Origin of the sequence: Rhodobacter sp. SY28-1, assembly GCF_005222785.1 — a bacterium.
Lineage (GTDB): Bacteria > Pseudomonadota > Alphaproteobacteria > Rhodobacterales > Rhodobacteraceae > Tabrizicola.
Window position 1 is genome coordinate 1,567,503 of the sequence record NZ_STGH01000001.1, and the last position, 26,757, is coordinate 1,594,259.

General features: G+C 66.5%; 31 protein-coding genes. 21 read left to right on the forward strand and 10 right to left on the reverse strand.

Annotation, left to right across the window (positions count from 1 at the left end; genetic code table 11):
• Window positions 1–9: 9 nt before the first annotated feature.
• Window positions 10–2,172, reverse strand: coding sequence for a hypothetical protein (locus tag E8M84_RS07790; RefSeq protein ID WP_137110557.1), 2,163 nt, complete (start codon window positions 2,170–2,172; stop codon window positions 10–12).
• Between the two features lie 136 nt (window positions 2,173–2,308).
• Between E8M84_RS07790 and E8M84_RS07795 the strand changes: the two genes are divergently transcribed.
• Complete coding sequence (locus E8M84_RS07795) at window positions 2,309–2,977, forward strand: thiamine diphosphokinase (protein WP_137110558.1); 669 nt, start codon at window positions 2,309–2,311, stop codon at window positions 2,975–2,977.
• Here the strand turns inward: E8M84_RS07795 and E8M84_RS07800 are convergent.
• From E8M84_RS07800 to E8M84_RS07815, 4 genes are all read right to left on the reverse strand, one after another.
• Entirely contained in the window at window positions 2,952–3,890 is a 939-nt protein-coding gene (locus tag E8M84_RS07800) for a DMT family transporter (RefSeq protein ID WP_240790308.1), read from the reverse strand. The two genes, E8M84_RS07795 and E8M84_RS07800, sit on opposite strands and share 26 nt — an antisense overlap.
• A 225-nt stretch (window positions 3,891–4,115) precedes the next feature.
• Window positions 4,116–5,495 carry an L-serine ammonia-lyase gene (locus E8M84_RS07805; RefSeq protein WP_137110559.1) on the reverse strand — a complete coding sequence of 460 codons (1,380 nt, stop codon included), beginning with the start codon at window positions 5,493–5,495 and terminating at the stop codon, window positions 4,116–4,118.
• Entirely contained in the window at window positions 5,495–6,160 is a 666-nt protein-coding gene (locus tag E8M84_RS07810; protein WP_137110560.1) for a glutathione S-transferase family protein, read from the reverse strand. The genes E8M84_RS07805 and E8M84_RS07810 overlap by 1 nt, the downstream gene beginning before the upstream one ends.
• The gene (locus E8M84_RS07815; protein WP_137110561.1) at window positions 6,157–6,837 is read right to left on the reverse strand and encodes a glutathione S-transferase family protein; all 681 of its coding nucleotides are present in this window, start codon (window positions 6,835–6,837) and stop codon (window positions 6,157–6,159) included. The genes E8M84_RS07810 and E8M84_RS07815 overlap by 4 nt, the downstream gene beginning before the upstream one ends.
• A gap of 156 nt (window positions 6,838–6,993) precedes the next feature.
• Here E8M84_RS07815 and E8M84_RS07820 point away from each other — a divergent pair, with 156 nt between their 5' ends.
• The 8 genes from E8M84_RS07820 (at window position 6,994) to E8M84_RS07855 (ending at window position 14,249) form a co-directional block, all read left to right on the forward strand.
• Window positions 6,994–7,533, forward strand: a complete 540-nt coding sequence (locus E8M84_RS07820) for a hypothetical protein (RefSeq protein ID WP_137110562.1) — start codon at window positions 6,994–6,996, stop codon at window positions 7,531–7,533.
• Between the two features lie 100 nt (window positions 7,534–7,633).
• Window positions 7,634–8,419, forward strand: a complete 786-nt coding sequence (gene rpiA / locus E8M84_RS07825; protein WP_137110563.1) for a ribose-5-phosphate isomerase RpiA — start codon at window positions 7,634–7,636, stop codon at window positions 8,417–8,419.
• Window positions 8,420–8,448: 29 nt separating this feature from the next.
• Entirely contained in the window at window positions 8,449–8,769 is a 321-nt protein-coding gene (locus E8M84_RS07830) for a low molecular weight protein tyrosine phosphatase family protein (RefSeq protein ID WP_137110564.1), read from the forward strand.
• A 114-nt stretch (window positions 8,770–8,883) separates the two neighbouring features.
• Window positions 8,884–10,242, forward strand: coding sequence for a glutathione-disulfide reductase (gene gor, locus E8M84_RS07835; protein WP_137110565.1), 1,359 nt, complete (start codon window positions 8,884–8,886; stop codon window positions 10,240–10,242).
• A gap of 74 nt (window positions 10,243–10,316) precedes the next feature.
• Window positions 10,317–11,495: an FtsH protease activity modulator HflK gene (gene hflK / locus E8M84_RS07840; RefSeq protein ID WP_137110566.1), complete on the forward strand. Its 1,179-nt coding sequence runs from the start codon at window positions 10,317–10,319 to the stop codon at window positions 11,493–11,495.
• On the forward strand, window positions 11,495–12,442 hold the full coding sequence (hflC, locus tag E8M84_RS07845; RefSeq protein WP_394347391.1) for a protease modulator HflC: 948 nt from the start codon (window positions 11,495–11,497) through the stop codon (window positions 12,440–12,442). The genes hflK and hflC overlap by 1 nt, the downstream gene beginning before the upstream one ends.
• Complete coding sequence (locus E8M84_RS07850) at window positions 12,439–12,627, forward strand: DUF2065 domain-containing protein (protein ID WP_137110568.1); 189 nt, start codon at window positions 12,439–12,441, stop codon at window positions 12,625–12,627. Before hflC ends, E8M84_RS07850 begins: the two co-directional genes overlap by 4 nt.
• A gap of 164 nt (window positions 12,628–12,791) precedes the next feature.
• Window positions 12,792–14,249, forward strand: coding sequence for a Do family serine endopeptidase (locus E8M84_RS07855; RefSeq protein ID WP_137110569.1), 1,458 nt, complete (start codon window positions 12,792–12,794; stop codon window positions 14,247–14,249).
• Between the two features lie 106 nt (window positions 14,250–14,355).
• Here the strand turns inward: E8M84_RS07855 and E8M84_RS07860 are convergent, their stop codons facing one another.
• Window positions 14,356–14,757, reverse strand: coding sequence for an OB-fold nucleic acid binding domain-containing protein (locus E8M84_RS07860; protein WP_137110570.1), 402 nt, complete (start codon window positions 14,755–14,757; stop codon window positions 14,356–14,358).
• A 104-nt stretch (window positions 14,758–14,861) separates the two neighbouring features.
• On the opposite strand from E8M84_RS07860, the gene E8M84_RS07865 reads away from it, so the two are divergent.
• Both E8M84_RS07865 and E8M84_RS07870 read left to right on the forward strand, forming a co-directional pair.
• Entirely contained in the window at window positions 14,862–15,185 is a 324-nt protein-coding gene (locus E8M84_RS07865) for a 2Fe-2S iron-sulfur cluster-binding protein (RefSeq protein WP_137110571.1), read from the forward strand.
• 26 nt (window positions 15,186–15,211) lie between these two features.
• Complete coding sequence (locus E8M84_RS07870; RefSeq protein ID WP_240790309.1) at window positions 15,212–15,853, forward strand: VCBS repeat-containing protein; 642 nt, start codon at window positions 15,212–15,214, stop codon at window positions 15,851–15,853.
• Here E8M84_RS07870 and E8M84_RS07875 read toward each other — a convergent pair whose 3' ends face one another.
• Window positions 15,854–16,261, reverse strand: coding sequence for a hypothetical protein (locus tag E8M84_RS07875; RefSeq protein ID WP_137110572.1), 408 nt, complete (start codon window positions 16,259–16,261; stop codon window positions 15,854–15,856).
• A gap of 95 nt (window positions 16,262–16,356) precedes the next feature.
• Complete coding sequence (locus tag E8M84_RS07880; protein WP_137110573.1) at window positions 16,357–17,559, reverse strand: pyridoxal phosphate-dependent aminotransferase; 1,203 nt, start codon at window positions 17,557–17,559, stop codon at window positions 16,357–16,359.
• A 97-nt stretch (window positions 17,560–17,656) separates the two neighbouring features.
• On the opposite strand from E8M84_RS07880, the gene E8M84_RS07885 reads away from it, so the two are divergent.
• From E8M84_RS07885 to E8M84_RS07895, 3 genes are all read left to right on the forward strand, one after another.
• Complete coding sequence (locus tag E8M84_RS07885; RefSeq protein WP_137110574.1) at window positions 17,657–18,061, forward strand: helix-turn-helix transcriptional regulator; 405 nt, start codon at window positions 17,657–17,659, stop codon at window positions 18,059–18,061.
• A gap of 60 nt (window positions 18,062–18,121) precedes the next feature.
• The gene (locus E8M84_RS07890; protein WP_137110870.1) at window positions 18,122–18,358 is read left to right on the forward strand and encodes a succinate dehydrogenase assembly factor 2; all 237 of its coding nucleotides are present in this window, start codon (window positions 18,122–18,124) and stop codon (window positions 18,356–18,358) included.
• Window positions 18,359–18,435: 77 nt separating this feature from the next.
• Complete coding sequence (locus tag E8M84_RS07895) at window positions 18,436–18,933, forward strand: MarR family winged helix-turn-helix transcriptional regulator (RefSeq protein WP_137110575.1); 498 nt, start codon at window positions 18,436–18,438, stop codon at window positions 18,931–18,933.
• Between the two features lie 250 nt (window positions 18,934–19,183).
• Here the strand turns inward: E8M84_RS07895 and E8M84_RS07900 are convergent, their stop codons facing one another.
• On the reverse strand, window positions 19,184–19,633 hold the full coding sequence (locus E8M84_RS07900; RefSeq protein WP_137110576.1) for a DUF1178 family protein: 450 nt from the start codon (window positions 19,631–19,633) through the stop codon (window positions 19,184–19,186).
• Between the two features lie 54 nt (window positions 19,634–19,687).
• Window positions 19,688–20,224, reverse strand: a complete 537-nt coding sequence (locus tag E8M84_RS07905) for an NUDIX hydrolase (protein WP_137110577.1) — start codon at window positions 20,222–20,224, stop codon at window positions 19,688–19,690.
• A gap of 165 nt (window positions 20,225–20,389) precedes the next feature.
• Between E8M84_RS07905 and E8M84_RS07910 the strand changes: the two genes are divergently transcribed.
• The 7 genes from E8M84_RS07910 to E8M84_RS07940 all read left to right on the forward strand — a co-directional run bounded on the left by E8M84_RS07910 (window position 20,390) and on the right by E8M84_RS07940 (window position 26,731).
• The gene (locus E8M84_RS07910; RefSeq protein WP_137110578.1) at window positions 20,390–20,905 is read left to right on the forward strand and encodes a glutathione peroxidase; all 516 of its coding nucleotides are present in this window, start codon (window positions 20,390–20,392) and stop codon (window positions 20,903–20,905) included.
• Window positions 20,902–22,044 (forward strand): acetoin utilization protein AcuC, encoded by a 1,143-nt coding sequence (locus E8M84_RS07915; RefSeq protein WP_137110579.1) that lies wholly within the window; start codon window positions 20,902–20,904, stop codon window positions 22,042–22,044. The genes E8M84_RS07910 and E8M84_RS07915 overlap by 4 nt, the downstream gene beginning before the upstream one ends.
• Window positions 22,041–22,583 (forward strand): RNA 2',3'-cyclic phosphodiesterase, encoded by a 543-nt coding sequence (gene thpR / locus E8M84_RS07920; RefSeq protein WP_137110580.1) that lies wholly within the window; start codon window positions 22,041–22,043, stop codon window positions 22,581–22,583. The genes E8M84_RS07915 and thpR overlap by 4 nt, the downstream gene beginning before the upstream one ends.
• Window positions 22,584–22,648: 65 nt before the next feature.
• The gene (locus E8M84_RS07925; protein WP_137110581.1) at window positions 22,649–23,677 is read left to right on the forward strand and encodes an N-acetylneuraminate synthase family protein; all 1,029 of its coding nucleotides are present in this window, start codon (window positions 22,649–22,651) and stop codon (window positions 23,675–23,677) included.
• Window positions 23,674–24,477 carry a glycosyltransferase family 25 protein gene (locus tag E8M84_RS07930; protein WP_137110582.1) on the forward strand — a complete coding sequence of 268 codons (804 nt, stop codon included), beginning with the start codon at window positions 23,674–23,676 and terminating at the stop codon, window positions 24,475–24,477. The genes E8M84_RS07925 and E8M84_RS07930 overlap by 4 nt, the downstream gene beginning before the upstream one ends.
• Window positions 24,474–25,946, forward strand: a complete 1,473-nt coding sequence (locus E8M84_RS07935) for a hypothetical protein (protein ID WP_137110583.1) — start codon at window positions 24,474–24,476, stop codon at window positions 25,944–25,946. The genes E8M84_RS07930 and E8M84_RS07935 overlap by 4 nt, the downstream gene beginning before the upstream one ends.
• Window positions 25,946–26,731: a hypothetical protein gene (locus E8M84_RS07940; protein ID WP_137110584.1), complete on the forward strand. Its 786-nt coding sequence runs from the start codon at window positions 25,946–25,948 to the stop codon at window positions 26,729–26,731. The genes E8M84_RS07935 and E8M84_RS07940 overlap by 1 nt, the downstream gene beginning before the upstream one ends.
• Window positions 26,732–26,757 lie beyond the last annotated feature (26 nt).

Sequence of the window (26,757 nt, forward strand, 5' to 3'; positions counted from 1 at the left end):
AGGCCGCGTTCAGGTCAGGCGGCGAGCCTCGGCGAGGTAGGGCGAAGTCTCGGCTAGGCTGTAGTGGCCGCGGGTCACCTTCTCGATCCGGCCGGTGCGCAGAAGCGTGCCGAAGCTGCGCAAGCCATCCTCGCGGCTGACCGGTTTGCCGCCGGCCGAGGCCATCATGCGGCGCATCAGCTGCGGCCGGGTGAATTGCTCACGCTTTTCGACGCAGGTGGCATAGGCGGCGGCGGCTTCCAGCATTTCGGCCATCGACTTCGCGCCGACGTTCTCGGCGAAAGCGGCCAGGCCGGATTCGTCGATCTCGCGGCTGTCTTCGGCCAGATCCTCGTCGTCGTCAGCATCGGTCGCCGGGCCGTAGGATGGCTTGTCGAGCGCAATGTTGCGGGCCGGTGCCGCAGAGGCGGCGAGCGCCGCACCGGCACCGATCGCGCCCGACAGGCGGCCGGTCCGGACCGCGACCATCGGCTGGCCGTCGGGTTTGGCCGGGGCGATACCGGGCGTGGCGGGCGAGACGAGCGGCGCTGCGGTCGGAGCGGGGGCCACGGCGGGGCCGACGCGGTCGATGCGCTGTTCCGACACCAGGACAAGCGGCGGCGGGCTGATCATGCCCGGGCGGATCGTGCCGGGACGTGGTTCCTGCGGGCGGATGCTGACCGACTTGCGGCGGGTGGGCTTCACATCGGGCGCGGCCTCGGGGGCAGCAGGCGCGTCGGGCTGGATCGCCTCGGCCAGGTCGTCGCGGTAGGGGTCGAGGTTCACGTCCGTACGCGGGGCCTCATAGTCCAGGTCGGCGCGGTCGGCCTCGGTCGAGGCGACGGCGTTCTTCAGATGCGACAGGGCCTCTTGCCGGCGACGGTTCGCCTCTTCGGCCATCACCTCTTCGGCCTGCTGCATCAGGCGCGCGATTTCGTCCGATTCGCTTTCGCCAGCCATCGCGCGGGTGGCCGCCGGATCGCTTGGCGCGGCGTCGAGGTCTTCGCTGGGATGCAGGCGCACGACGCGCGAGTTCAGGCGACGCGAGCGCTTGTTGGCCTTGACGACCGGAAGCTCGGGCGCGGCCTCGGCCGCCGCAGGCTCGGCGGTGACCTCGGGATCAGCATCGGCCTCAACGGCGAGTTCGGTCGACGTTTCGGCGATTTCAGCCGTCTCAAGCTCGGTACCCGCATCCTCGGCGACGAAGGCGACCGGCGCTTCGGTGGGGGCGACGGGCAGCTCCATGTCGCTGTCGAAATACAGCGGATCATCTTCCAGGCGCGGCGCATCGGGCGCTGCGGAAAAGGCTGCGGCCTCGTCGGCGCTGACACCGTCCATGGCGGCAAGATCGGCCAGGTCCTCGGCGTCGGCTGCCGTTTCAACGGGCGCTTCCTCAAGGTCCGCCACGGCGACGAAAGGCTCTTCCTCCACCGGCTCGACGAAGGGAGAGAAGGTTTCGGCCCGTTCCTCGGTCTCGGCCACTTCGGACATCGCGTCCTCGACAAGGTCGTCGGCGAGGAAGGCCGCAGGTTCGGCAGGCTCGGCATCGGAAATCAGCGCACCCAGACGGGCGGCCACGTCCTGGCCGACTTCAGCCTCCAGGCTGTCCCCGGCCGCGTCGGCCGTATCCTCGTCAACCAGCGCGACGGCGGCATCGCCGTCCAGATCGGCGGTCAACTCCGGCTTGGCCTCGATCGGCTCGGCCACGAAGGGCGACGCTGCTGTGGTCAGGTCGGCGGCAGCGGGGTTCACCGCGCGACGGATGCGGGCCAGCTTGGCCGCGACGCCATCCGGGATCACATCCTGCACCGAAGGCTCGGTCGCGCCTTCGTCTTCCTCGACCGCGAAGTCGGGCGCGTCCAGATCGGCCGACTGGCGGCGGGGCACCTGGTTGAAAAGGATGCGCGGGGTCACTGCGGGTTCGGCCGGGCTGTCTGCCAGCGCCTCGGCCCGCGGGGCATCGTCACGCTGCCCGGCGGCGGCGGCAAGACGCGACAATTCTCGTTCGGCAAGGCGGTGCAGCATGGCGGCATCGGGCGGCGGAGGCTCGGCCCCGAAATGGCGGTCCTGTGCGGCGAGGTCGCGGAAGTATTCGGCAATCGCCTTCATGGTGTCGAAGGGATTCTCGAAGCCTTCCAGCGTGCAGCTGAAAGTCCCGTAGGACACGGTCAGGATCTTGCTTTCACTGGTCATGACTGGACAGCCTTTCGCCTTGGTCGTCTCACGATAGTCTCGGACACCGTCCTAATGCATGGACAGACCGGGGTAATTTGATGGATTGATTGTGGCCGGGCCCCCAGGAATCTGCCTTAATTGGATACAGTCTTACATGAAATTGCCGATTGTCCAGTCAACCCACGGTGTAACGCTTGCCGGAGGGGGACCGTTCCCGGCGCGTGATCTTGCGCTGGCGCTGCGACGCGCGCCGGTACCGGTGGCCGCGGACGGCGGGGCTGACCGGCTTCTGCAGCTGGGGGTGACGCCACAGGCGGTGATCGGCGACATGGATTCGATTTCCGCCACGGCGCGCGCGGCAATTCCCGTGGCCCACCAACATCTTGTGGCGGAACAGGTCACCACCGACTTCGACAAGGCGCTGCGGCTGATCGAGGCGCCGCTGGTCATTGCTCTGGGCTTTGCCGGGGCGCGGCTGGACCATGGGCTCGCCGCCTTTGCCACCCTGATCGCCCGGGCCGAACGGCGGTGCCTGTTGATCGGCCCGAAGGACTTTGCCTTCGCCGCGCCGCGCCGGCTGGAACTGGACCTGATGCCCGGCGATCCTCTGTCCCTGTTTCCGATGGCATCGGTCACGGGGACCAGCACGGGCCTGGAATGGCCGATCTCGGGCATCGACTTTGCCCCTGACGGGATGATCGGCACATCGAACCGGGTGGTGGAGCGTCGGGTCGTGCTGGAGTTCGACCGGAGGGGCATGCTGGTGATCCTGCCCCGGCGCCGGCTGGACGCGGCGATCAGGGCGCTTCGGGCAGCACCGTGACGTTGGGCTCGCGCGCCTTGGCTTTGGCCGTCAGACGCTCTCGGTAGATGATGTAGAGGCCGGAGGAGACGATGATCGCGATGCCGATCCAGGTCAGACGGTTCGGGAAGTCGCCGAAGATCAGGTAGCCCAGGATCACCGCCGTCACGATCTCGCAGTAGTGCAGGGGGGCGAGCGTGGCCGAGGGCGCATACTTCAGCGCGTAGGTCATGCACATGTGGCTGACCGCGGCCCAGAAGCCCACGCCGAAGAGCCAGAGCCAGTTCCAGCCCGCAGGCCAGATCGGGTCGAGCGAGGTGATGCCGGAGCCATCGGCAAGGATCATCACCGGCAGGCAGAGAAGCAGCCCGGTCCAGGAGGTGTGGAACTGCATGGTAACGGGGTGCATCCAGGCGGAAATCGCGCGGGTGACAAGCATGTAGAAGGCAAAGAGGAAGGCCGTGGCAAGGGGCCAGAGCGCGACAAGTCCGAAGGCGGCGAGCGAGGGCTGGATCACGAACATCGCGCCGACAAAGCCCACGGCGCAGGCGGCGATACGGCGCGGGCCGACCTGGTCGCCAAAGAGGAAATACCCCAGGATCAACAGGATGAAGGGTTCGACGAAGACGATGGCCAGCGCGTCGGCGATGGGCATGTATTCGATGGCCGAAACGAAGGCATAGGTCGAGACGAGCAGGAAAAGGGCCCGCAGGGTGGTGTAGGCCAGTGCCTTGGCGTCCAGTCCCAGCGGCAGGCGCATGACCAGCACGACGGGCAGCATGAGGGCGGTCTGCACCACAAAGCGGGCGGCGGTGACCTGGCCCACGGGCACGCCGTTTTCGGCGGCAAGCTTGGCGGCCACGTCCAGAAGTGGCGCGATCACGCAGAAGGCGAGCATCAGGACGACGCCCTGAAGGGTGGTGTCGCGGGTCATGTGTCTTGCCTAGCGGCTGGGCCCATCGGATTCCTGCCTGAAAGCGACATCGCAGGCGGAGGGGGCGGTCTTCGAATTGAGCGCTGACGCGCGAGCCTTTTGTCTCGTCGTCGGGCCTGCGCCCTCCTCCTCGGGTGATGGGGGCGTTGCCCGTGCCTCCGGCTTCCCGAACCAATGGCGAAACCCTCGGCCCCCCCCCCCCGGGATTTTTCGAGACGGGAAAGTTCAGCAGTTCGGGACGTTGACCGCCAGCCCGCCGAGCGAGGTTTCCTTGTACTTCTCGTGCATGTCGCGGCCCGTCTGGCGCATCGTCTCGATGCAGACGTCAAGGCTGACGAGGTGCTGGCCGTCGCCGCGCAAGCTGAGCGAGGCAGCCGAGACCGCCTTGATCGCGCCGAGGCCGTTCCGTTCGATGCAGGGCACCTGCACGAGGCCCTTGACCGGGTCGCAGGTCATGCCGAGGTGGTGCTCCAGCGCGATCTCGGCGGCGTTTTCCACCTGTTCGGGGGTGCCCCCCAGCACGGCGCAGAGGCCTGCGGCGGCCATGGCGGCGGCAGAGCCGACTTCGGCCTGGCAGCCGCATTCGGCGCCGGAAATCGAGGCGTTGTGTTTGCAGAGGCCTCCGATCGCGGCGGCGGTCAGGAGGAAGTCGCCGACCCTTGCGGTCGATGCCCCTGGCACATGGTCGAGGTAGTACCGCAGGACTGCCGGGACCACACCTGCGGCGCCGTTGGTCGGCGCGGTCACGACCTGGCCACCGGCGGCGTTCTCCTCGTTCACCGCCATCGCGTACAGCGACATCCAGTCGTTGATCGTATGCGGCGGGGTGAGGTTCAGGACCCGTTCGGCGATCAGCGCGTCGTGGATGCCCTTGGCACGGCGGCGGACCTTGAGGCCTCCGGGCAGGATGCCCTCGCCCTTCATGCCCCGGGAAATGCAGTCGTTCATCACCTGCCAGATCCGGTTGATCCCGGCGTCCAACTCTGCGGCAGAGCGGAACTTCAGCTCATTCTGGCGTTTCATCGCCGCGATGGAGAGGCCGGAGCGCTTCGCCATCTCCAGCATTTCGGCGGCGGTCTCGAACGGCCAGGGCACATCGGCCCGCGCCTTGGACTTGGCACCCCCGGCCTCGGCCTGTTCGGCAGCGGTCAGGACGAAGCCGCCGCCGATGGAATAGTAGGTCTCCTCCAGGATCACGTCGCCCTGGGCGTCAGTGGCTTTCAGGATCATCCCATTGGCATGGCCGGGAAGGGCTGGGCCGTAGTCAAAGACCAGGTCCTTGCCCGGGTCGAAGGCAAGGGTGCCGAGGCCCGGTGCCTCGATCACCTTCGTCTCCTTGATCCGCGCCAGCACCGCCTCGGCCTTGTCGGCGTCATAGGTGTCGGGCGCGAACCCGGCGAGGCCGAGGATCGTCGCCCGGTCGGTGGCATGGCCGACCCCGGTGAAGGCGAGGGACCCATGCAGCGACGCCCGCAATCCGTGGAAATGGAACGGCGAGGCGCGTAGCGCATCAAGGAACCGCGCGGCGGCGACCATCGGTCCCATCGTGTGGCTGGAGGACGGGCCGATGCCCACCTTGAACATGTCGAAGACTGAGAGGAACATCAGGAACCTGGGTTGGTGAAGGGGGTGGGGCCGAGGCCGTCGGAGGCTGCGACGCGCAGGGCGGCGGGGCGGGCCTCATGCGCGGCGAGGACGGCTTTCAGATGTGGGAAGTCGTCGATCCGGATACCATAGGGCGCGGGCGGCAGAAGGATCAGCCAGCGCACGAGGACGCCGATGTAATAGCCCAGCACGCCTGGATGATCCGCCGACAGCCAGCGCGGGGCCTGCGTGGCGATCATCTGCTCCACCAGTCCCAGTCGCGCCACGATCTGCTCTTGTGCCGCGGCCTGTGCCGCAGCCGAGTTCGCTTCGCCTGCCGCGCGGTGTGGGTAGAACATCGCCAGCGCCGCCTGGTGCAGCGCGTTCGAGGTGAAGAACAGCCAGGACAGGAAGGCCCCGCGGTCGGGGTCCTGGGGTCCGGGGCCAAGCCGCCCCGTCCGGTCCACCAGCCACAGAAGGATCGCCGCCGTCTCGAACATCGGGCCGTCGTCGGTTTCTAGTGCCGGGATCAGGCCCACGGGGTTCACCTGCCGGTATTCGGGGCTGGAAAGCGCGCCGCCCACGATGTCGACGATGGCCAGCGTGTGCGGCAATTCCAGCTCTTCCAGCGCAAAGCGGACGATGGTCGAGGCGAAGTCGGGCGCGTGGTGGAGCGTCAGGGTCACAGGACAGATCCTTCCGGCGGGTTCGGCTGTTCGGGCCGGGTGAAGGGATGGGGGCCCAGCCCCTCGGCCCGGGCGACGATGGGGGTTTCCACCCGATGTTCTTGTGCGCGGGCAAGCTCTGCAAGGGTGGGAAACTCTGCAAGGTCCAGCCAGCGCGGGGCGTCCACCGGATACAGCGCGGACCAGCGGGACAAGGTGATGGTGTAGACGCCCAGGGGCCGACCCGCCGCGAACAGGACGGGATGCGCCTTGGCGGCAGCGTCCAGCAAGGCGAAATGGCGCAGCATGCGGGCCGACATGATTTCATGATGCGCGGCATGGGCATCGGCTGGCGCGTACTGATGCGGGTAGAAGATCGTGCGCAGGTCGGCATGCGCGGTGTTCGACAGGAAGAACAGCCATTTCAGGAAGACCGGACGGTCCGCATTGCCGGGCGCGGGGCCAAGCTTGTGCGTGTCCACCAGCCACAACAGGATCGCCCCGGTTTCCGAGATCGGCCCCACTGGCGTCTCCAGCGTCGGGATCAGCCCGGTCGGGTTCAAGGCGCGGTAGGCGGGTCCGTCCTGCTGACGCCGGGACCGGTCGACCAGCGCCGTCCGATAGGGAATGCCTGCCCCATCCAGCACCAGCCGGATGATCAGCGAGGCATTGTCCGGGGCGTAGTGCAACAGATACATCGGGGTCCTTCGGCCTTGGTGGTGCCAAGCTTGCGCAACTATCGCCACATCGCTGCGAAAAAAGCGACCCTCTGCAGCAGATCGACGCTGTGCAGTTAACCGGCTGGAAACCTTGTCAGGGCAAGACTTGCCCGGCGAGAGCTGGCGGAGGACGGAATGCAGCGGAAAACGGGGATCATCATTCTGGCGATGCTTGCCATGGCACAGGTGGCCCTGGCCGAGGAGACGGGGCTGGAAAAGGCGATGGGCCGAGACCCCGACCGCTTCGCCCCGCGGGTGACGGACCTGATCGCCGGGTTCGGCGGGCCGGAGGGCCTGACGGCTGCGGGGATCGAGGATCACATCGAGCTGGAACGGGCGGCGGCCCGCGCGTCCTCCCTGCGGCGGATGCTGGCGATGGACCTTGATGCCGACGGCGCGCTGGACGCACGGGAACTTGCAGTCACCCAGCGCGCCGCCAGCGCCAGCGGCCGGGGCAGGCTGGAGCGTCAGTTCCGCGCCGCTGACCTGAACGGCGATGGCCGCATCGACACAGGAGAGATGGCCGCCGATGCCCGCGCCGCGGCCCTGCGCGCCCTGGGCGAGGAGGAGGCCACGATGCTGCGCGCGCTCCTGTCGCTGGACCGCGATGGCAATGCCGCCCTGTCGGTGGACGAGATCGAGGCCGCAGCGGCCCTTGCGGCACAGGCCGGCTGAGCCCCGGTGTTTCCCGATTGCGGGTGAATTGTCCCGTGCGAAGCCTCTCGCCCTGTGGCAGTCTTTGCGCTATTGCGGGGCAACCAAAAGGGGATTTCGCATGGCTGCCGAGCTTTCACCCATCGATCAGGCCAAATACGTCGCCGCGCGCCGGTCTGTCGATTTCGTCGAACCGGGGATGAAGCTGGGGCTCGGGACCGGGTCGACGGCGGCCTGGATGGTGCGCTGCCTGGCGGAACGGGTGCGCGAGGACGGGCTGCAGGTGACCTGCGTGGCGACCTCGACCCGCACGGCGGATCTGGCGCGGTCCAGCGCGCTCACGGTCGTCGGGTTGGACGAGGTGAAATGGCTGGACCTGACCATCGACGGCGCGGACGAGTTTGACGCGAACCTGAACCTGATCAAGGGCGGCGGCGCGGCGCTTCTGCAGGAAAAGATCGTGGCGACGGCCAGCGACCGGATGATCGTGATCGCCGATGCGGCGAAGGAAGTGGCACAGCTTGGCGCGTTTCCGCTGCCGGTCGAGGTGATCCCCTTCGGCTGGCAGACCACCAAGGCGCTGATCGAGGAAACGCTGTACAGCCTGGACGTGATGAACCGCGAAGTCAGCCTGCGCATGGTCAATGATGCGCCCTTGCGGACGGATGAGGGGCATTACCTTCTGGACCTGAACCTCAAGCGGATCGGCAATCCGCGCCAGCTGGCGCTGGTCCTGAACCAGATCCCGGGCGTGGTCGAGAACGGGCTCTTCATTGACATCTGCGACATCGTGGTGATCGGGCAAGGCGACGGCCGGGTGACGGTGCGCGACATCAACTCGGGCCGGATCGAGAATGGCGCGGTCGACCTGACCGAAAGCCGCAACATCTTTGCCGACCTCGACTGAGCGGCGGATCGCGGCGTGATCCGGGCCGGATGAGCAACATCCTGTTCATTTGCGGCAAGGCGCGAAAGCGCAGCCCGACGGCAGCGGCTGTGGCCGAGCAGCTGGGTCTCCATTCCGATTTTGCGGGCCTCAGCACCGATGCCGACGAACGTGTAACACCCGAGCATCTGGCCTGGGCAGACACGATCGCGGTGATGGAGAAGGCCCAGCTGTCCCGCCTGAAACGGCAGATGGCCGCCCAGCTTAAGGGAAAGCGGCTGGTTTGTTTGGATATTCCCGACACCTATGACTTCATGCAGCCGGAACTGGTCGATCTGTTTCAGTCCCGCCTTCAGCGCATCCTTCGCTAGGGGCGCGGCCCCCACTTACCATCAGGGAACCGAAAAGTGCGGCCCCGGGCTTCCGTCCCGGGCCGCGAAGGCTTAGCTGTGGCGCTGAATAGAGCTGCGGACGAGGCGCGTGACATGACCTTCGACTACGATCTCTTTGTCATCGGCGGCGGCTCGGGCGGGGTCCGGGCGGCGCGGATCGCTTCGGGCGAGTATGGCGCGAAGGTGGGTCTGGCCGAGGAAAGCCGGATGGGCGGGACCTGCGTCATCCGAGGCTGCGTGCCGAAAAAGTTGATGGTCTTTGCCAGCGAGTTTTCCGGGATGGTCGAGGAAGCGCAGGCTTACGGCTGGGACATCAAGGCCGGGCCGTTCGACTGGATCGCCTTCCGCACCCGGCTGGAGGCCGAGCTGGACCGGCTGGAAGGGGCCTATCGCAACACGCTGAAGAACGCGGGCGTGACGGTGCATGACGAGCGCGCCACCGTGGTCGATCCGCATCGGGTGCGGCTGGCCTCGGGGGCCGAGTTCACCGCCAAGCACATCCTGATCGCGACGGGCGGGCGGCCTTTCGTGCCTGACTTCCCGGGCTCGGATCTCGCCGTCACCTCGAACGAGATGTTCCACCTGGACGTGCTGCCCAAGCGGGCGCTGGTGGTCGGCGGCGGCTATATCGCCAGCGAATTTGCCTGCATCCTGAAAGGGCTGGGTGTCGAGGTCAGCCAGTACTACCGCGGGGCGCAGATCCTGCGGGGCTTCGACGACGAGGCGCGGGGGCATGTCTCGAACGCGATGCGCGCGGGCGGGATCAACATCCACTGCGGCACGGCGGTCATGCGGCTGGAAAAGACCGCGACCGGCATCCTTGCCGTGGCGACCGACGGCAGCGAGGCCGAGTTCGACCTCGTACTCTATGCCACCGGCCGCCGCCCGAACACCGAAGGCCTGGGGCTGGAGGCGCTGGGGCTGGAGCTGGGCCGGAACGGCGAGATCCCCGTGGACCGCTACAGCCAGACTGCCGTGCCTTCGGTCTTTGCGGTGGGCGACGTGACCGGCCGGATCAACCTGACCCCCGTGGCGATCCGCGAGGGGCATGCCTGCGCAGACACCGTCTTTGGCGGAAAGCCCACGGTCTTCGACCATCAGCTGGTCGCCTCGGCCATTTTCACCCAGCCCGAGATGGGCAGCGTGGGCCTGTCCGAGGAGGCGGCCCGGGCGCAGGAGCCGATCGAGGTCTATGCCACAGCTTTCCGCCCGATGAAGACGGCCTTCGCCGGCAAGCCCGACCGGGTGCTGATGAAACTGATCGTCAGCCAGGCGACGCGGAAGGTCCTGGGCTGCCATATCGTCGCACCCGAAGCGGGCGAGATGATCCAGCTTGCGGCCATCGCGATCCGGATGGGGGCGACTAAAGAGGATTTCGACGCCACCTGCGCGGTCCATCCTACGATGGCCGAAGAGCTGGTGACGATGCGAAAACCGGTGCGAACTGCCTGACAGGCGGTCGCGACGGGTTGATTTCCGGCTGGATATGACCAGCTTAGGGAAAAGTTCTGAAAGAGGTTCGATCAATGGCAGGAAGTGGCGGTCCCTGGGGCGGCGGTGGCGGCTCGGGCGGGGATGACCGGGGCGGACGGGGCAACAACGACGACGACGACCGTCGCGGCGGCAGGCCCGGTCAGGGCGGCGGTCAGATCCCCGAAATCGACCAGCTGATGAAGAAGGGGCAGGAACAGCTGCGCGTCCTGATGGGCGGGCGCGGCAATCGCGGCACCGGAGGCCCGGGCGGTGATCCTGACGGTCCGATGTTGACCAAGCAGGGCGTGGCCCTTGGCGTCCTTGCGCTGATCGCGGTCTGGTCGTTCATGTCCTTCTACACCGTCCGGCCCGAAGAACGCTCGGTCGAGCTGTTCCTGGGCGAAAGCGCGGGTGTGGGTGATCCGGGGCTGAACTTCGCCCCCTGGCCGATCGTGACCTACGAGAAGGTCCAGGTGACCGGCGAACGCACCACCGACATCGGCGCGGTGCAGGGTAACGCGGATGGCGGCCTGATGCTGACCCGCGACCAGAACATCGTCGACATCGGCTTCCAGGTGGTCTGGAACATCTCGGACCCCGAGAAATACCTGTTCAACCTGGCCGAGCCGGAAGTCACCATCAAGGCCGTCAGCGAAAGCGCGATGCGCGACATCATCGCCCGGTCGGAACTGTCGCCGATCCTGAACCGCGACCGGGGCGTCATCGCCGCGGACCTGCGGACGGCGGTGCAGGCTACGCTCGACAGCTACAACGCCGGGATCACGGTGATCCGGGTCAACCTGTCCGTCGCCCAGGCCCCGCGCGAGGTGATCGACGCCTTCCGCGCCGTGCAGGCGGCAGCCCAGGAACGCGACCGGCTGGAGAAAGAGGCCGACGCCTACGCCAACCAGGTCACCGCCGGTGCCCGAGGCGAGGCAGCGCGGCTGATGGAAGCGGCCGAGGCCTACCGGGCCGAGGCGGTGAACAGCGCGCAAGGTGAAGCGGCGCGCTTCCTGTCGGTCTACACCGAATATGTGAAGGCGCCCGAGGTAACCCGGCGGCGGCTTTATCTGGAAACCATGGAGCGGGTGCTGGGTGGCATGAACAAGGTGATCCTTGACGGGGTCTCGGGCGGCGAAGCCGGACAGGGCGTGGTGCCCTTCCTGCCCCTGAACGAACTTGGCCGGATGACGCCCGCCCAAGGGGCCGGCACGGCTGGAGGGTCAAACTGATGCGTGCGATCTATGTCATTCCCGCCGTTCTGATCGTGGCCCTGGTCCTGGTCCTGTCGTCGGTCTTCATCGTCGATGAACGCAAGAAGGCGCTGGTCCTGCAGTTCGGCCAGGTCATGCAAGTGAAGGAGGAGGCCGGCCTTGGCTTCAAGGTCCCGCTTCTGCAGGACGTGGTCCTGTACGAAGACCGGATACTTGGGCTGCAGACCCAGCCGATCGAAGTCACGCTCTTGTCCGACCGCCGTCTGGTGGTGGATGCCTTCGCCCGCTGGCGCATCGTCAACCTGGTCGAATTCCGCCAGTCGGTCGGCACCGGGGCCGAGGAACGTGCCCAGCAGCTTCTGGGCAACATCCTGTCGCAGGCCATTCCGGAAGTCCTGGGCAACGCGACGCAGGATCAGGTCCTCAGCCAGAACCGCGCCGGGCTGATGAACCAGATCCTGACCATCGCCAAGCGCGAGGGCCAGGCGCTGGGCATCGACGTCATCGACGTGCGGCTGACCCGGACCGACCTGCCGGAACAGAACCTGGAAGCGACCTTCGCCCGGATGCGCGCCGAACGCGAACGCGAAGCGGCCGACGAAAAGGCCCGTGGTGGCGAAGCCGCGCAGCGGGTGCGGGCCTCGGCCGACCGGACCGTGGTGGAACTGACCTCGGACGCGCGGCGCCAGGCCGAGGTGATCCGCGGCGAGGCCGATGCCGAGCGGAACGCGATCCTTGCCGAAGCCTATGGCCAGGACCCGGAGTTCTTCGCCTTCATCCGCTCGCTCTCGGCCTACGAGGCGAGCCTGAAGGGGGGCAACTCGTCGATCGTCATGCAGCCGGACAGCGAGTTCTTCGACTATCTGCGCTCGGACGCTGGCCGTCCCAGCGGCGCCTCGGTGGGCCCGACGACGCCTGCTCCGGCCCCAGCGGCCCCGGCGGAAACGGCCCCGGCCTCGCCGTGACCGAAATCTTTCTGGCACTGGGTCTGGTGCTTGCGATCGAGGGGCTGGTGCTTGCACTGGCCCCTCGTCGTATCGAGGATGCACTGCGGCTTCTCGCCTCGCTGCCGGTCGATCAACGCCGGATGATCGGGCTGGGGGCGCTGGCTCTTGGCGTGCTGATCGTCTGGCTGGTGCAATCGGCCTGACCTGTCCCGCCTGCGCTTTCCGTGACAATTGCGTTCACATGCGTTTGATGCGCCGCGACAGGGTTTGCATTGCGGGGAGCTTTCACTAACTGTTTGTTCAGCGGCGACGGGGAGGTTGTACTTTGGACAACCACCCCAGCCTGACCCGATGAACAGGAGTTCGCATCGTGCCCGACCTCACCCCCTCCATTCGCGCTGCCCTGCGCTCCAGCACGCTTTTGGCGCTGGTCCTGGGTTTTGGTCTCAGTGTCGCTCCGGCCAGCGACGTCCAGGCCTTTGGCGCACCCGAAAGCTTTGCCGAACTGGCCGAGAAGATCAGTCCCTCGGTCGTGAACATCACCACCAGCGCTATGGTCTCCGGCCCGGCCAACGGCATGCCGATGGTGCCGGAAGGCAGCCCGTTCGAGGATTTCTTCGATGACTTCGGGGGCCCCGGCCCCGGCGGCCCGCAACGGTCCGAGGCGCTCGGCTCCGGCTTCGTGATCAGCGAGGACGGCTATATCGTCACCAACAACCACGTCATCGAAGGCGCCGACGAGATCGAGATCGAGTTCTTCTCGGGCGAGCGGCTGAAGGCCAAGCTGGTCGGCACCGACCCCAAGACCGACATCGCGCTGCTGAAGGTGGAAAGCGACAAGCCACTGCCCTTCGTGTCCTTCGGCAACAGCGACCTGATGCGCGTGGGCGACTGGGTCATGGCGATGGGCAACCCGCTTGGCCAGGGCTTCTCGGTCTCGGCTGGGATCGTCTCGGCCAGGGGGCGGCAGCTGTCGGGGTCCTATGACGACTACATCCAGACCGACGCCGCGATCAACCGGGGCAACTCGGGTGGTCCCCTGTTCAACATGGACGGACAGGTCGTGGGCGTGAACACCGCGATCCTGTCGCCCAATGGGGGGTCGATTGGTATCGGCTTCTCGATGGGCTCGAACGTGGTGAGCAAGGTCGTCGACCAGCTGAAGGAATTCGGCGAGACGCGGCGCGGCTGGCTGGGTGTGCGCATCCAGGACATCTCGCCGGAAATCGCGGAATCGATGGGGCTTGAGGTGACCGCAGGTGCGCTGGTGTCGGATGTCCCCGACGGTCCGGCCAAGGATGCCGGCATCCTGGCGGGCGACGTGATCACCCGGTTTGCCGGGCAGGAAGTCGCCAGCGCGGGCGATCTGACCCGTCGCGTGGCCGATGCGCCCATCGGCGAGGCGGTGCCGGTGATCGTGCTGCGCGACGGCAAGACCGAGACGCTGCAGGTCACGCTTGGCCGCCGCGAAGAGGCCGAGGCCGTGACGGTGCCCGCCTCGGCCCCCGCCGATGCCGGTCCGAAAGAGATGGAGATGTTGGGCCTGACCTTGGCGCCGCTTGACGACGAGATGCGCGCGAAGCTGGGGCTGGAGCCTTCGGCGGAGGGTCTGATGATCGTGGCAGTCGATCAGGCGTCCGAGGCCTTCACCAAGGGCCTGACCGAGGGCGACCTGATTACCGAGGCCGGCCAGCAGAAGGTCGTCCGGCTGCAGGACCTGGAGGACCGGATCAAGGAGGCGAAGGACGCCGGGCGCAAGTCGATCCTCCTTCTCGTCCGGCGAGGCGGCGACCCGCGGTTCGTGGCGCTGTCGATCCAGGACTGAGCGCCGGTTTCACGGCATGGAATGGCGGCGGGGTCATCCTCGCCGCCAAATTTCTTGAGTAAGAAATTTGACAAATTCCTTGCTTAAGGAATTTGCGTCCCGGGTGCTAAGGCTGGTCCCCCGCCCTGACCCCGTCATACCGGAACCCGGGGTCCAGAAGCCGGTCCAGCAGGGGCGACAGGTCCTCGATCACCTCTGCCACCACATGCACCACCCCCGCCTCGCGCTGCAGCTTTCCGGTCACCCGCAACAGCCGCCCGGCGATCACCGCCCGGCGGAAGCGTTCGTAAGTCTGGGCCCAGACCACGACGTTCGCGGTCCCCGTCTCATCCTCCAGCGTGACGAAGATCACCCCCTTCGCCGTCCCGGGCCGCTGCCTGACCAGCACCAGCCCCGCCACCGTCACCCGCGCGCCGGCCGGGGGCTCGCCCAGCCGGGCGGCCTGCAGCGCCTTCGGCGGGCGCGGCCAGGACCCGCCGCGCGGGGTGGGGGAGAGGACCAGCGTCATGCGAACAATCATAGAACATCCGCTGCGAAGGACAAGCCCGCTCCCCTCTGGCAAATCGGGGCAGACTGGCCTATGTCACGTCTGACGATCCCCGGGAGACCCAAATGGCGAAGATCACTTACGTCGAACACAGTGGCAAAGAGCACGTCGTCGAGGTCGCAAACGGCCTGACCGTGATGGAAGGCGCGCGCGACAACGGCATCCCCGGGATCGAGGCCGATTGCGGCGGCGCCTGTGCCTGTTCGACCTGCCACGTCTATGTGGACCCGGCCTGGGTCGACAAGCTGCCGAAGAAGGACCACATGGAAGCCGACATGCTGGACTTCGCCTGGCGCCCCGACCCGGCCCGGTCGCGGCTGACCTGCCAGCTGAAGGTCACCGATGCGCTGGACGGCCTGCGCGTGCAGATGCCGGAAAAGCAGATCTGATCCGCGCGCTTGCCTTGCTTGCCGCCTTGGCCGCGCCACCCGCTGCGGCCGAGATCGTTTCGGCTGACCTGATCCAGCCCACCGACCGATATGGCCACGCTGTTCTTGGCGACGCGCTGGAATGGGGCGGGCTGCGGCTGACGTTGGCGGACGGTCGGCACGAAGACGTAACCCTGCCCGAAACGCGCGTCTTCGAAGACGTGGAGGCAAGGCTCGCCGATATCACCGGCGACGGCTTACCCGAGGTGATCGTGGTCGAGACCGACGTGGCACTAGGCGCCTCGCTGGCCATCTACGGCCCTGACGGCAAGATCGCCGCCACACCCTTCATCGGCCAGTCCAGCCGCTGGCTCGCCCCCGCCGGGATTGCCGACTTCGATGGCGATGGCCGGATCGAGATCGCCTATGTCGACCGCCCCCACCTGCGCAAGGAGCTGGTCTTCGTCCGGCTGGAAGGCGACCAACTGATTGAGGCCCTGCGCCTGCCGGGCCTGACCAACCACCGGATCGGCGAGGATTTCATCTCGGGCGGGGTTCGCGACTGCGGGCAGGGGCCGGAACTGATCCTCGCATCGGCCGACTGGACCCGTGTGGTGCAGGTGCGCCGCGGCACGGTTAGCGATCTTGGCCCGATGCCCGCAACCGGCCTGACCATCCCGCCCTGCTGATCAGTCCTCGCCCTTGCCCAGCCGGTCGGCCTTGCGCCGCACCAGCATCGTGCGCAGGTCGTGCATCGCCAGCAAAAGCTGATCCGTCACCGCCTCCAGCTGCGCGTCCGTCGCCTTCGACTGCGCCCATTGTGTCGTCAGGTTCAGATGGTCCACCGTCCGCAGGATGTCGTCGACCTCGCGCGCAGCCAGCTGCGCCTGACGGGCCGCCAGCCATTCCTCGATCGCCGCCAGGTCGGCCTTGGTCAGCTCCACCTCGCCATGCGGCTTGATGTTGCCGTTCTTCACGTTGACCGTGGCGATCTCGTCCATCTCGATCCGGCGCTGGCGGTTCTCGGTGCCCAGACGGAAGACTGCCGCGCCATTCTCGCGCACCCGGAAGTAGTAGTCGGGAAGGTCAGCGGTCATCGTTCAATCGGTCCATTGCCTGGCACCGCCCGGGACAACCCCGCCGTGCACCCTGCCATTCCTTCCCGAGTGCCGCAGAATCGTCAACCCTGCCGTCAGACGAGGCTGGCGCAGAAGCGCTGGATGCGGCTGCAGGCCTCGTGCAGCACCTCGTCCGAGGTGGCATAGCTGACCCGGAAATTGGGCGAGAGACCAAAGGCCGCGCCAAAGACCACCGCGACCCCGGTTTCCTCCAAGAGCGCCGAGGCGAAGACCTCGTCGTTCGAGATCACCACCCCAGAGGGCGTCGCCTTGCCGATGCAGCCGGAAATGTCGGGGTAGACGTAGAACGCCCCCTCGGGCTTCGGGCAGCGGATGCCCTTTGCCTGGTTCAGCATGCTGACCACCAGATCGCGGCGGCCCTGGAAGACGCGGCGCCAGTCGGCCAGAAACTCTTGCGGGCCGCTCAGCGCCTCAAGGGCGGCATACTGGCTGACCGAACAGGGGTTTGAGGTCGACTGCGACTGGATCGTGCCCATCGCCTTGATCAGCGACACCGGGCCCCCCGCATAGCCGATCCGCCAGCCGGTCATCGCATAGGCCTTGCTCACGCCATTGCAGGTCAGCGTGCGGTCATACAGCCCGGGTTCGATTTCGGCCGGGGTGCAGAATTCGAAGTCGTCGAAGACCAGGTGTTCGTACATGTCGTCCGACATCACCCAGACATGCGGGTGGCGCATCAACACGTCGGTCAGACCCTTCAGCTCCTCCCGCGTGTAGCCCGCGCCCGTCGGGTTGGACGGCGAGTTGAAGATGAACCACTTGGTCTTCGGCGTGATCGCGGCTTCCAGCTGTTCGGGCGTCAGCTTGAAATTGGTCTCGATCCCCGCAACCACAGTCACCGGCGTGCCGCCCGCCAAAAGCACCATCTCCGGGTAGCTGACCCAGTAGGGGGCCGGGATGATGACCTCATCACCCGGATTGCAGGTCGCCATCAGCGCGTTGTACAGGATCTGCTTGCCGCCGGTGCCGACGGAAATCTGTTGCGGCGTGTAGGTCAGCCCGTTTTCGCGCAGGAACTTGGAACAGATCGCCGCCTTCAATTCCGGGATGCCGTCCACTGCCGTATAGCGCGTCTTTCCGCTGTCGATGGCGCGTTTTGCCGCCTCGCGGATGTTCTCCGGCGTGTCGAAATCAGGCTCGCCCGCGCCCAGGCCGATCACGTCGCGCCCCTCGGCCTTAAGGACCTGCGCCTTCGTGGTCACCGCGATGGTGGGCGAGGGTTTGACGCGCGCAAGCGTGTCGGACAGGACGGCCATTGGTCAACACTCCGTCAGGCGGTTTGCGATTTTCGGATGCAGGTCTTAGGCTGGCCCCTCAACCGACACAAGCGATATCGAAAGAAGGAGAGGCGTGATGGCGGAAACAGGCCCCGAGACCAACTGGTATGCGGCCGATGTGGCGACCTTCGGCGACCGGCTGGCAGGTGCGCGCGAAATGGCGGGACTAAGCCAGGAGGACCTGGCCCAGCGGCTGGGCGTGCGGCTGACAACCCTGCAAAACTGGGAGGAAGACCTGGCCGAGCCGCGCGGCAACCGGCTGCAGATGCTGGCGGGGATGCTGAATGTCTCGCTGACCTGGCTGCTGACCGCCGAGGGCGACGGGTTGCAGTCACCGGACGCGGCACCGCAGCCCCTGACGGCTGACGCCGAAGAGGCGCTGGCCGAATTGCAGCGGCTGCGCGCCGGGGCGATTGCGCTGGCCGACAAACTGGCGCAAGTGGAACGCCAGATGCGGCAGGCGATGCGCAAGGCCGCGTGACGGACAGGGCAGGGGGCCAGGATCGTGGAAACCGGGGAGTCGCGCCTGAAGCGGATGAAGATGCGGTCCTGGCGGCGTGGCACCAAGGAAATGGACCTGGTGCTGGGTCCCTTCGCCGACGCGAACTTGTCCGGGATGAGCCGGGCCGAGCTTGATCTCTACGACGACCTGCTGGCCGAGAACGACCAGGACCTGATGGCCTGGATTCTTGGCCAGTCGGCACCGCCCGAGGCGCTGGCGCCGCTTCTGGCGCGGATCACTGCCTTTGCCGAAGCCCGGTTGAAGGCGGCAAAATAGACGAAGTTCTTCGCAAGTTTACGGAATGTTTGCGGTTTGTGCCGATTCTGTCCCCGTCCGAACGGTGGAGAAACGGTATGACAATGTATGCCCCGCTGCTGGATGGGTCGCAAAAGGCGTTCCTGTCCTGCTACCTTGACAATCTTGCGCTGGTCGAACGGCTGCACCGGCTGCTCCTGGACGTGATCAAGGACGAATTCGAACGGTTGAGCATTCTCGAAATCAACTCGGTCCAGGCGCTTCTCCTGTTCAACATCGGCGAGAATGAGGTGACGGCTGGCGAGTTGAAGTCGCGCGGCTATTACCAGGGCTCGAACGTCAGCTACAACCTGAAGAAGCTGGTGGAACTGGGCTACATGCATCACCAGCGGTCCGAAATCGACCGCCGGTCGGTCCGGGTGCGACTGACCGAAAGGGGGCGGCAGGTGCGGGGGCTCTTGTCCGACCTTTTCGCCCGCCACGCCGAAGGCATCGAACGCCGTGCGCTGATCGATGCTTCGGGGATGGATGAGATCAACATGTCGCTGAAGCGGATGGAACGCTTCTGGACCGAACAGATCCGCTACATCTACTGACGCACTGGGCCTTGGCGGCAGGACTGTTGTGGCCGCGTGGCAGGACTTGGTTTCAGCCCGGTTCAGGGTTGGCGGCAAAGCGGGCCGCTTTCGCCTCGCAGGTCCATGAGCCGCAGTACTGTGCGTTCTGGCCGCGCGAAGGGGCCGGGAAACCCTGGGGTAGGCAGGCGTTAAGAAAGGGTGTACGCCCGCGACCAAGTGACTGATATCGCTTGAATTGCGGCGATTGTCCACCGTGGACAGATTTCGGTCAGTTGACCTTTCGGGCGGGCAGGAAGGGCAGGGGGGCGACCGGCAGGCCCTCCTCGATCAGAGCCCGCGCCTCGTCGGGCCGGGCCTCACCATGGATCGCCCGCCCCGGCGCCTCGCCCGCATGCATGGCCCGCGCCTCGGCGGCGAAGTTCATGCCGACGTATTCCGAGTTCTCCTCGATCTGCCGCCGCAGGGCCGCGATCTGGGCCTCCAGCTCCGAGGCGGGGGCCGACAGGTCAGGACGGGTCTCCGGGGCGGATTGCGGGGCAGCGGCGGCTTTCCGGGCGGGCCGGACGGCCGGGGCCATCAGGTCCTTCCGGACATCGGCCGACCCGCAGACCGGGCACACAACCTGCCCTGCCGCCTGCAGCGCAGAGAAGGCATCGGCGCCCTTGAACCAGCTTTCAAACCCGTGGTCCCCGGCGCAACGAAGACTGTATCGGATCATCGTGTCACAGCCCGCATCAAAGTCCGCCTCTACCTAATGAGGCCCGGCAAAAGATCAATGCCCCCGCCGCTTCCCGTCCTTGCGGCGCGGGCCGGGGCTTTCGTCTTCCTCGGCCGAGATCGGCGCCGGGCGACCGTCTTCGGGGGGCGTGAAGCCCGCGATGATCTGCCGGAGTTCCGGCTCGGCGACCAGGGTGGCAGCCTCTTCCCGCGAGAACCATTTCCGCTGGCGTTCCTTCACCTCGGGGAAGGTCGATGCCAGCTTGGCGACCCGCAGCCCATAGACCGCGACGGCACAGGGAACCGTTGCCGACACCGACATGCATTTCTGATAGCCGAAGCGACCGATGCACAGCGGGTTGATCTGGCCGTTCACCCCCGCCTCTTCCCAGGCTTCCTGCGCGGCGGCGGCCTCGGGCGCAAGGCCCGGCATCGGCCAGCCTTTCGGGATGACCCAGCGACCCGTGTCGCGGCTGGTGATCAAAAGCACCTCGACCCCGTCGCCGCCGTCACGCCAGCACAAGGCACCATACTGCACTTTCGCGCTTCCCAGTCCGGCGCCCGGCGCCGGAATCTTTTCTTGCCAACTCATCTCACGCCTACCTGGCCGCCGGTTTCCCCGAACTGGCCCCTGCTCGTATACCTCCACAGGAATATGGCATGGCTGTGGAAAAAATCACAGGGAAATCAGGAGAAGTTGACCGGAACCGGGGTCGGGTTATCTGAAAATCAGTTGCGTGATGGAAAAGGGTGCAGCATGAACCGGCTTCTGATCAGCCTTGTGGCAGGCCTTGCAGCCTCGGTCGCTCAGGCCGGGGACAGCTTTCGCTTCGCCTCGATCGACGGCGGGATGATCGACCTGGCGGACTGGCGCGGCAAACCGGTGCTGGTGGTCAACACCGCCTCGCTGTGTGGCTATGCCGGGCAGTTCGATGGGCTGCAGACCCTGCACGAACGCTTTGGCGACCGGGCGCTGATCCTGGCGGTGCCGTCCAACGACTTTGAGCAGGAGTTGGAGGATGAGGCGGCGGTGAAGGAGTACTGCGCGCTGACCTTCGACCTGACCCTGCCGATGACCGAGATCACCCATGTGAAGGGCGCCGAGGCGCATCCGTTCTATGCCTGGCTGAAGGAGGAGACGGGGTTCGTGCCGCGCTGGAACTTCAACAAGGCACTGATCGGGCCGGACGGCGAGGTGGTCGCGACCTTTGGCGCGCCGGTGGCCCCGGAAAGCGCGGCCATCGCCGGTCGGATCGAGGCGCTGCTGGAATGATCATCGCGCCGCCGCCCGCACCCGCCGGGACGGTGGCCGCGCCCCTGTTCATCGGGTCCGAAATCTATCGGGGGTCATCTTACGGGTCGCGCCATCCCCTGCGGGTGCCTCGGGTCTCGACCGTGATGGACCTGGCGCGAGCGCTGGACTGGTTGCCGCCGGACCAGTTCCGCACCAGCCCGCGCGCCAAACCCGCAGCCCTGGCCCTGTGGCACGAGCCTGACTATATCGCCGCCCTGCAGAAGGCCGAGACGACGGGCGAGGCGACGCCCGAAATGCGCGAACGGTTCCATCTGGGCACCCTGTCGAACCCGGTCTTTCCGCAGGTGTATCGCCGCCCGGCGACCGGGGCAGGGGGTGTGATGCTGGCGGCCGAGTTGCTGGCGGCTGCGCCGGGGGTGATCCACGTCCCGGGGGGCGGCACGCATCACGGGCTGCCGGGGCGGGCGAACGGGTTCTGCTACCTGAATGACGTGGTTCTGGGGATCAAGGTCCTGAAACGCGCTGGGCTGCAGCGGATCGCCTATGTCGATCTGGACGCGCATCATTGCGACGGGGTGGAACTGGCCTTTGCCGGGGACGCAAGCGTGCGGATGATCTCGGTGCATGAGGAGAGGCGCTGGCCGTTCACCGGCGCATTGACCGATACCGCACACGGCAGCGCCTTCAACCTTCCGGTGCCGAAGGGCTACAACGACAGCGAGGCCCGGGTGGTGCTGCACGGGTTGATCCTGCCGCGGGTAGCCGAGCACCGCCCGGACGCTTTGGTTCTGCAATGCGGGGCGGACAGCCTGACCGAAGACCCACTGTCACGGCTTGCCCTGTCGAACCGGGCCTATCTGGAGGCAGTGCGCGCCCTTGTGCCTTTGGCCCCGCGGGTGCTGGTCCTGGGCGGGGGCGGCTACAACCCGTGGTCGGTCGGGCGCTTGTGGACGGCGATCTGGGGGCTTCTGTCGGGGCGGGACGTGCCCGACCGGCTTCCCCAGGCCGCCCGCGCCGTGCTAGAGGGGCTGAGCTGGAATGGCGGTGCCAGACCCCTGCCTGCGGCCAAGATGCTGGAAACCCTCCTCGACCCCCACCGCGAAGGCCCTGTCCGGGTCGAGATCCGCGATCGGCTGGCCGTGCTGGCACGACGATGATCCGGGCCTTTATCGGGATCGACCTGCCGCAGGCCGTGCGCGGCGCGCTTCAGGTGCAGCAGTTCCTGATGCCCCTGACGCGCAAGGTGGAGCCAGAAAACCTGCACCTGACTCTGGTCTTTCTGGGAAACTGCCCCGAGCCGGTGCTGGAGGCCGCGCACGACGGGTTCGAGGCCTTGCGGGAAAGAGGCTTTACCCTGTCCCTGCAAGGGCTTGGCCTCTTTGGCAAGTCCAAGCCGCATACCGCCTGGGCCGGTGTCGCGCCATCGCCCGCGCTGGCCCATCTGCAGGCCAAAGTCGAGACCATCGCGCGCCGCGCCGGATGCGAAGTCGACAGCCGCAAGTTCCTGCCGCATGTGACCCTTGGCCGCTTTCCCACGCCGGAACCCGCCGAGGTGGCGCGGCTGGAGCGGGCCGTCGCCCTCGGGGCCGGGTTCCGGTCGGACCCTTGGGAGGTCACCGAGCTGACCCTCTGGCGCAGCCATCTGACAGCCCGCGGCCCGCACTACGAGGTGCTGGTCCGCTATCCGCTTGGCTGACGTGCTTGTCTTGACAGGCGCGCACGCCTCATGCAGCACGGGGACCAGCCTTTCGGAGACCCGCAATGAAGATCGCCCACCGCGAGATTGGCCCCGGCCACCCCCCGCTTGTCATTGCCGAGATCGGCATCAACCACGGCGGCGACCTGGCCGTCGCCAAGGAAATGGTGCGGCTTGCGGCCGGTGCGGGCTGCGAGATGATAAAGCACCAGACCCACATCATCGAAGACGAGATGACCGAAGAGGCCAAGTCGATCTTCCCGCCGAACGCCGACGTCTCGATCTGGCATGTCATGGAAAGCTGCGCCCTGACGCTGGACGAAGAGGCCGAGCTGAAGCGCTATACCGAAAGCCTGGGGCTGATCTGGATCTCGACGCCGTTTTCCCGTGCCGCCGCTGACTGGCTGGAGACGCAGGATGTGCCCGCCTACAAGATCGGCTCGGGTGAGGCTGACAACCTGCCGCTGATCCGCCACATCGCGCGGAAGGGCAAGCCCGTTCTCTTGTCCACGGGGATGCAAACCATTGAAACCATACGCGCTTCGGTGGACATTCTGGACAAGGCGGGCATCGAGTATGCACTGCTGGAATGCACCAACCTCTATCCCAGCCCGGCGGAGATCGTGTCGCTGCGGGGCGTGACGGAGCTGAAGACCGCCTTCCCGAAGGCTGTCGTCGGGTTCTCGGACCATTCCATCGGGCCGGAGATGGCGCTGGCCTCGGTCGCGCTGGGGGCCTGCATCCTGGAGCGGCACTACACCGACACCCGCTATCGCAAGGGGCCGGACATCATCAACTCGATGGACCCGGCTGAACTGCGGTTCCTGATCGACCGGTCCAAGGAAATCTGGATCGCCGCGAACAACCCCAAGCAGCGGTCGGCGCCCGAGGACGACGTCTACCGCTTTGCCCGTGGGTCCGTGGTGGCCGACAAGGACCTGCCCGAAGGTCATGTGATCCAGGAGGCCGACATCTGGGCCCGCCGTCCGGGGTCAGGCGAGATTGCCGCCTATGACTTCGACAAGGTGCTGGGCAAGCGGTTGAACTGCGCCGTGACGCGGAACACGCAGCTGAAGTGGGGGGATCTGGGGTGACCCTCACCCGCCCGCTGACGCGGGCCGACATCGGCATCTGGCTGATCAATCTGCCGCGAGACGTGGACCGCCGCGCGCGGATGGAGGCGCAGTTGTCGGCGATGGGGCTGGCCTTCACGGTGTTTCCGGCGGTGGATGGCCGGGTCGAGGAGGCCCGTCTGAAGCAGAAGGCCGACCCGGTGGCCTATGCCCGCAACATGGGGGCGCCGCTGTTGCCGGGGAAGCTGGGCGTCTTTGCCAGCCATCTGGCAGTGTGGGGGGCCTTCCTCGCCTCGCCCCACAAGGTGGCGCTGATCCTTGAGGACGATGTCGTCTTCCACGACGATTTCCTGCAGGCGCTGGATACTGCGCTGGCCAATGCGGACCTGTGGGATCTGGTGCGGTTCAACAAGATCCGGGCCAAAATGCCGGTCACGCAGGCCCGGCTGGGCGCATACCGCCTGAACGCCTATGTCGGTCCCTTCACCGGGAACGCCGCTTACCTGATCCACCGCGAGGTCGCGGCGCGGCTTGCCCCCGGCCTTTGGCCGCAGACCCGGGCGCTGGACCATGAGCTGAACCGGTTCTTCGTCCACAACTATCGCCAGCTTGGGCTGGAACCTTGGTCAAGCCACCCGGATGACGGCGGTACCAGCACGATCACCGGGACGGGCTTTGCGCTGGTCAAGAAACCGCATTGGACCAAACGCCTGCCGCACTACCGGTTGAAGGCGGCGAACTACCTCCGCCGGGCGATCTGGCTGTGGCGGCATAGCATGCTGTGGCCCAAGGTCGTCGTCCGCGAAGGGGTTCGGGCATGACGATCCGGCTGGCGGTTGATGGCCGCGGGCCGCTGCGGCGGCAGATCCTGGACCGGCTGGTGGCAAAGTCGGGTGGCGCCGTCGAGGTCGCAGTGCATTTCGGCGACAGGGATGCCGACTTCCACGCCGCTTGCCTCAGCCGCGCCGAAGTGCGCCATGGCAAGAAGGGCCATCTGATCCAGCGCCACAAGGCGCGCGGGGCCGAGATGCCGCTCTTGGCCGCGCCGGACTATCACCTGATGCTGGAGCAGGGGGTCGAGCAGCTGCAACGCTACAGCGCCGACTACCGCTATCGGTCGCACAACCTGACGCATCTGCAGGATTACATCGACTACTACCATGTCCTTGCCGACGGCTATGCGCAGGAAATCGAAGAGACCGGCGCGACCCATGCGCTGTTCATGAACATCCCGCATCTGGGCTATGACGTGATCCTCTACCACGTCGCCAAGACGCTGGGCCTGAAGGTCCTGATCGTAAGCCAGACCTTCTTTGCCGACAGCTTCTTTTCACTGGAACGGATCGAGGACTTCGGCCACCTGAACCCCGACGCCCCGGATGGCCCGCCTGTTGCCATCGAAAAGGGGTCGGCGCCCGATCTTTTCTACATGGACACCCGCTGGCAGGAACGCGGTCCGCGCGGCAAGCTGACCGCGAAGGCCGTGCTGTCCCTGCTGAAACATGTGGCGCTGAACAAGCCCGGCAAGCTGTTCAGTCCGTCCTACATCCTTGGCAACCTCAAGCGGATGCGGGATGCCTACGGCAAGCTGCCCGAGTGGCGCGATCCGTTCTCGAAGTTCTTCCATACCAACGAGTTGGCCTATTTCGAGCATCTGGCGGGGTATGAGGACAAGCCCGTCGATCTGAGCGTGCCTTTCGTATACGTGCCCCTGCACAACCAGCCCGAGATGTCGACCCAATCGCTGGGCGGGGTCTTCCGCGATCAGGTTCTGGCGGTCGAGGCGATGGCCTCGGTCCTGCCCGAAGGCTGGCGGATCTATGTGAAGGAAAACCCGCGTCAGGGGGCCTATGCGCGCGGTCCGATGTTCCTTCACCGGTTGTCGCGGATCCGGGGCGTGCAGTTCGTGCCCTCGGAAACCTCGACGCATGAGTTGTCGACCCGCGCGAAGATCACGGCGACGGTGGCCGGAACCGCCGGCTGGGAGGCCCTGCGGAAGGGCAAGCCGGTTGTGGTCTTCGGTGGTGGCTGGTGGCGGGATTTCCCCGGTGTCTTTCCCTGGGAGCCGGGTATGGACCTTGCCGCCATTGCCGAGACGACCTTCCCGCACGAGGCGCTGGAACAGGCTTTTGGCAACCTGCAGGCGCGCTGCCACAAGGGGGTGATCGAGCTTCTGTACAAGGATCGGACGGCTGGCATCGACCTTGAGGCGAATGCCGATGCGGTCGCGGGCACCTTGCTTGGGCTTCTTACCGGGGCAGCGCCGATGACATTCAAGGCTGCGCGCTGATGGCCGCCGAACGCTTCATCATCTGCCTGAAATATGGCACCCGCTATCCGGCCGATTATGTGAACGTGCTGTTCAACGCGTCCCGCAAGGCGATGAAAGGTCCGTTCCGCTTTGTCTGCCTGACAGACCGCCCCGAAGGCCTGCTGCCGGGGATCGAGGCGCTGCCGATCCCGGATGTGGGGCTGTTGCCGCAGGAGTGGTTCGTGGGCGGCATCTGGCCCAAGCTTGGCATCTATGACCGGCATTTCCACGGGCTGAAGGGTCGGGCCGTGTTCATTGACCTGGACATGGTGGTGCTGCGGGACCTGGACGCCTTCTTTGACGTGCCGGGCACCTTCCTCGGGATCGACGGCGGACCGCGCTGGGGGCGGCCGGGGTCGACGGCCCCGCAAGAGCTGTGCAGCGCGCTGATCGCCTATGATCTGGGCGAACTGGGCCATCTGGCCGACAAGTTTCGCGCCGAGAAATCGGCGATCATGGGCAAGTTCCGCACCGAGCAGGCCTTTACCGAGGCCGAGCTTGGCAAGATCGGCTTCTGGCCCGAAGGCTGGGTCATCAGCTTCAAGCGGACGCTGCGCCAGCCGCTGCTGGTGGATCTTGTGCGCGAGCCGCGCCTGCCCCCGCCTTCGGCCAAGGTGCTGGCGTTTCACGGCACGCCGCGCCCGGCCGATCTGATCGGGCAGGGCAAGACCTTCTGGGACCGTTTCCCGCATCTGGGCCATGGTCCGGTCAGCTGGATGGTGGACTACTGGCGCGACAACGGCGGCGGACGCTTGAAGGGCTGAGTGCAGGCCGGTTGCGGCACACGGGC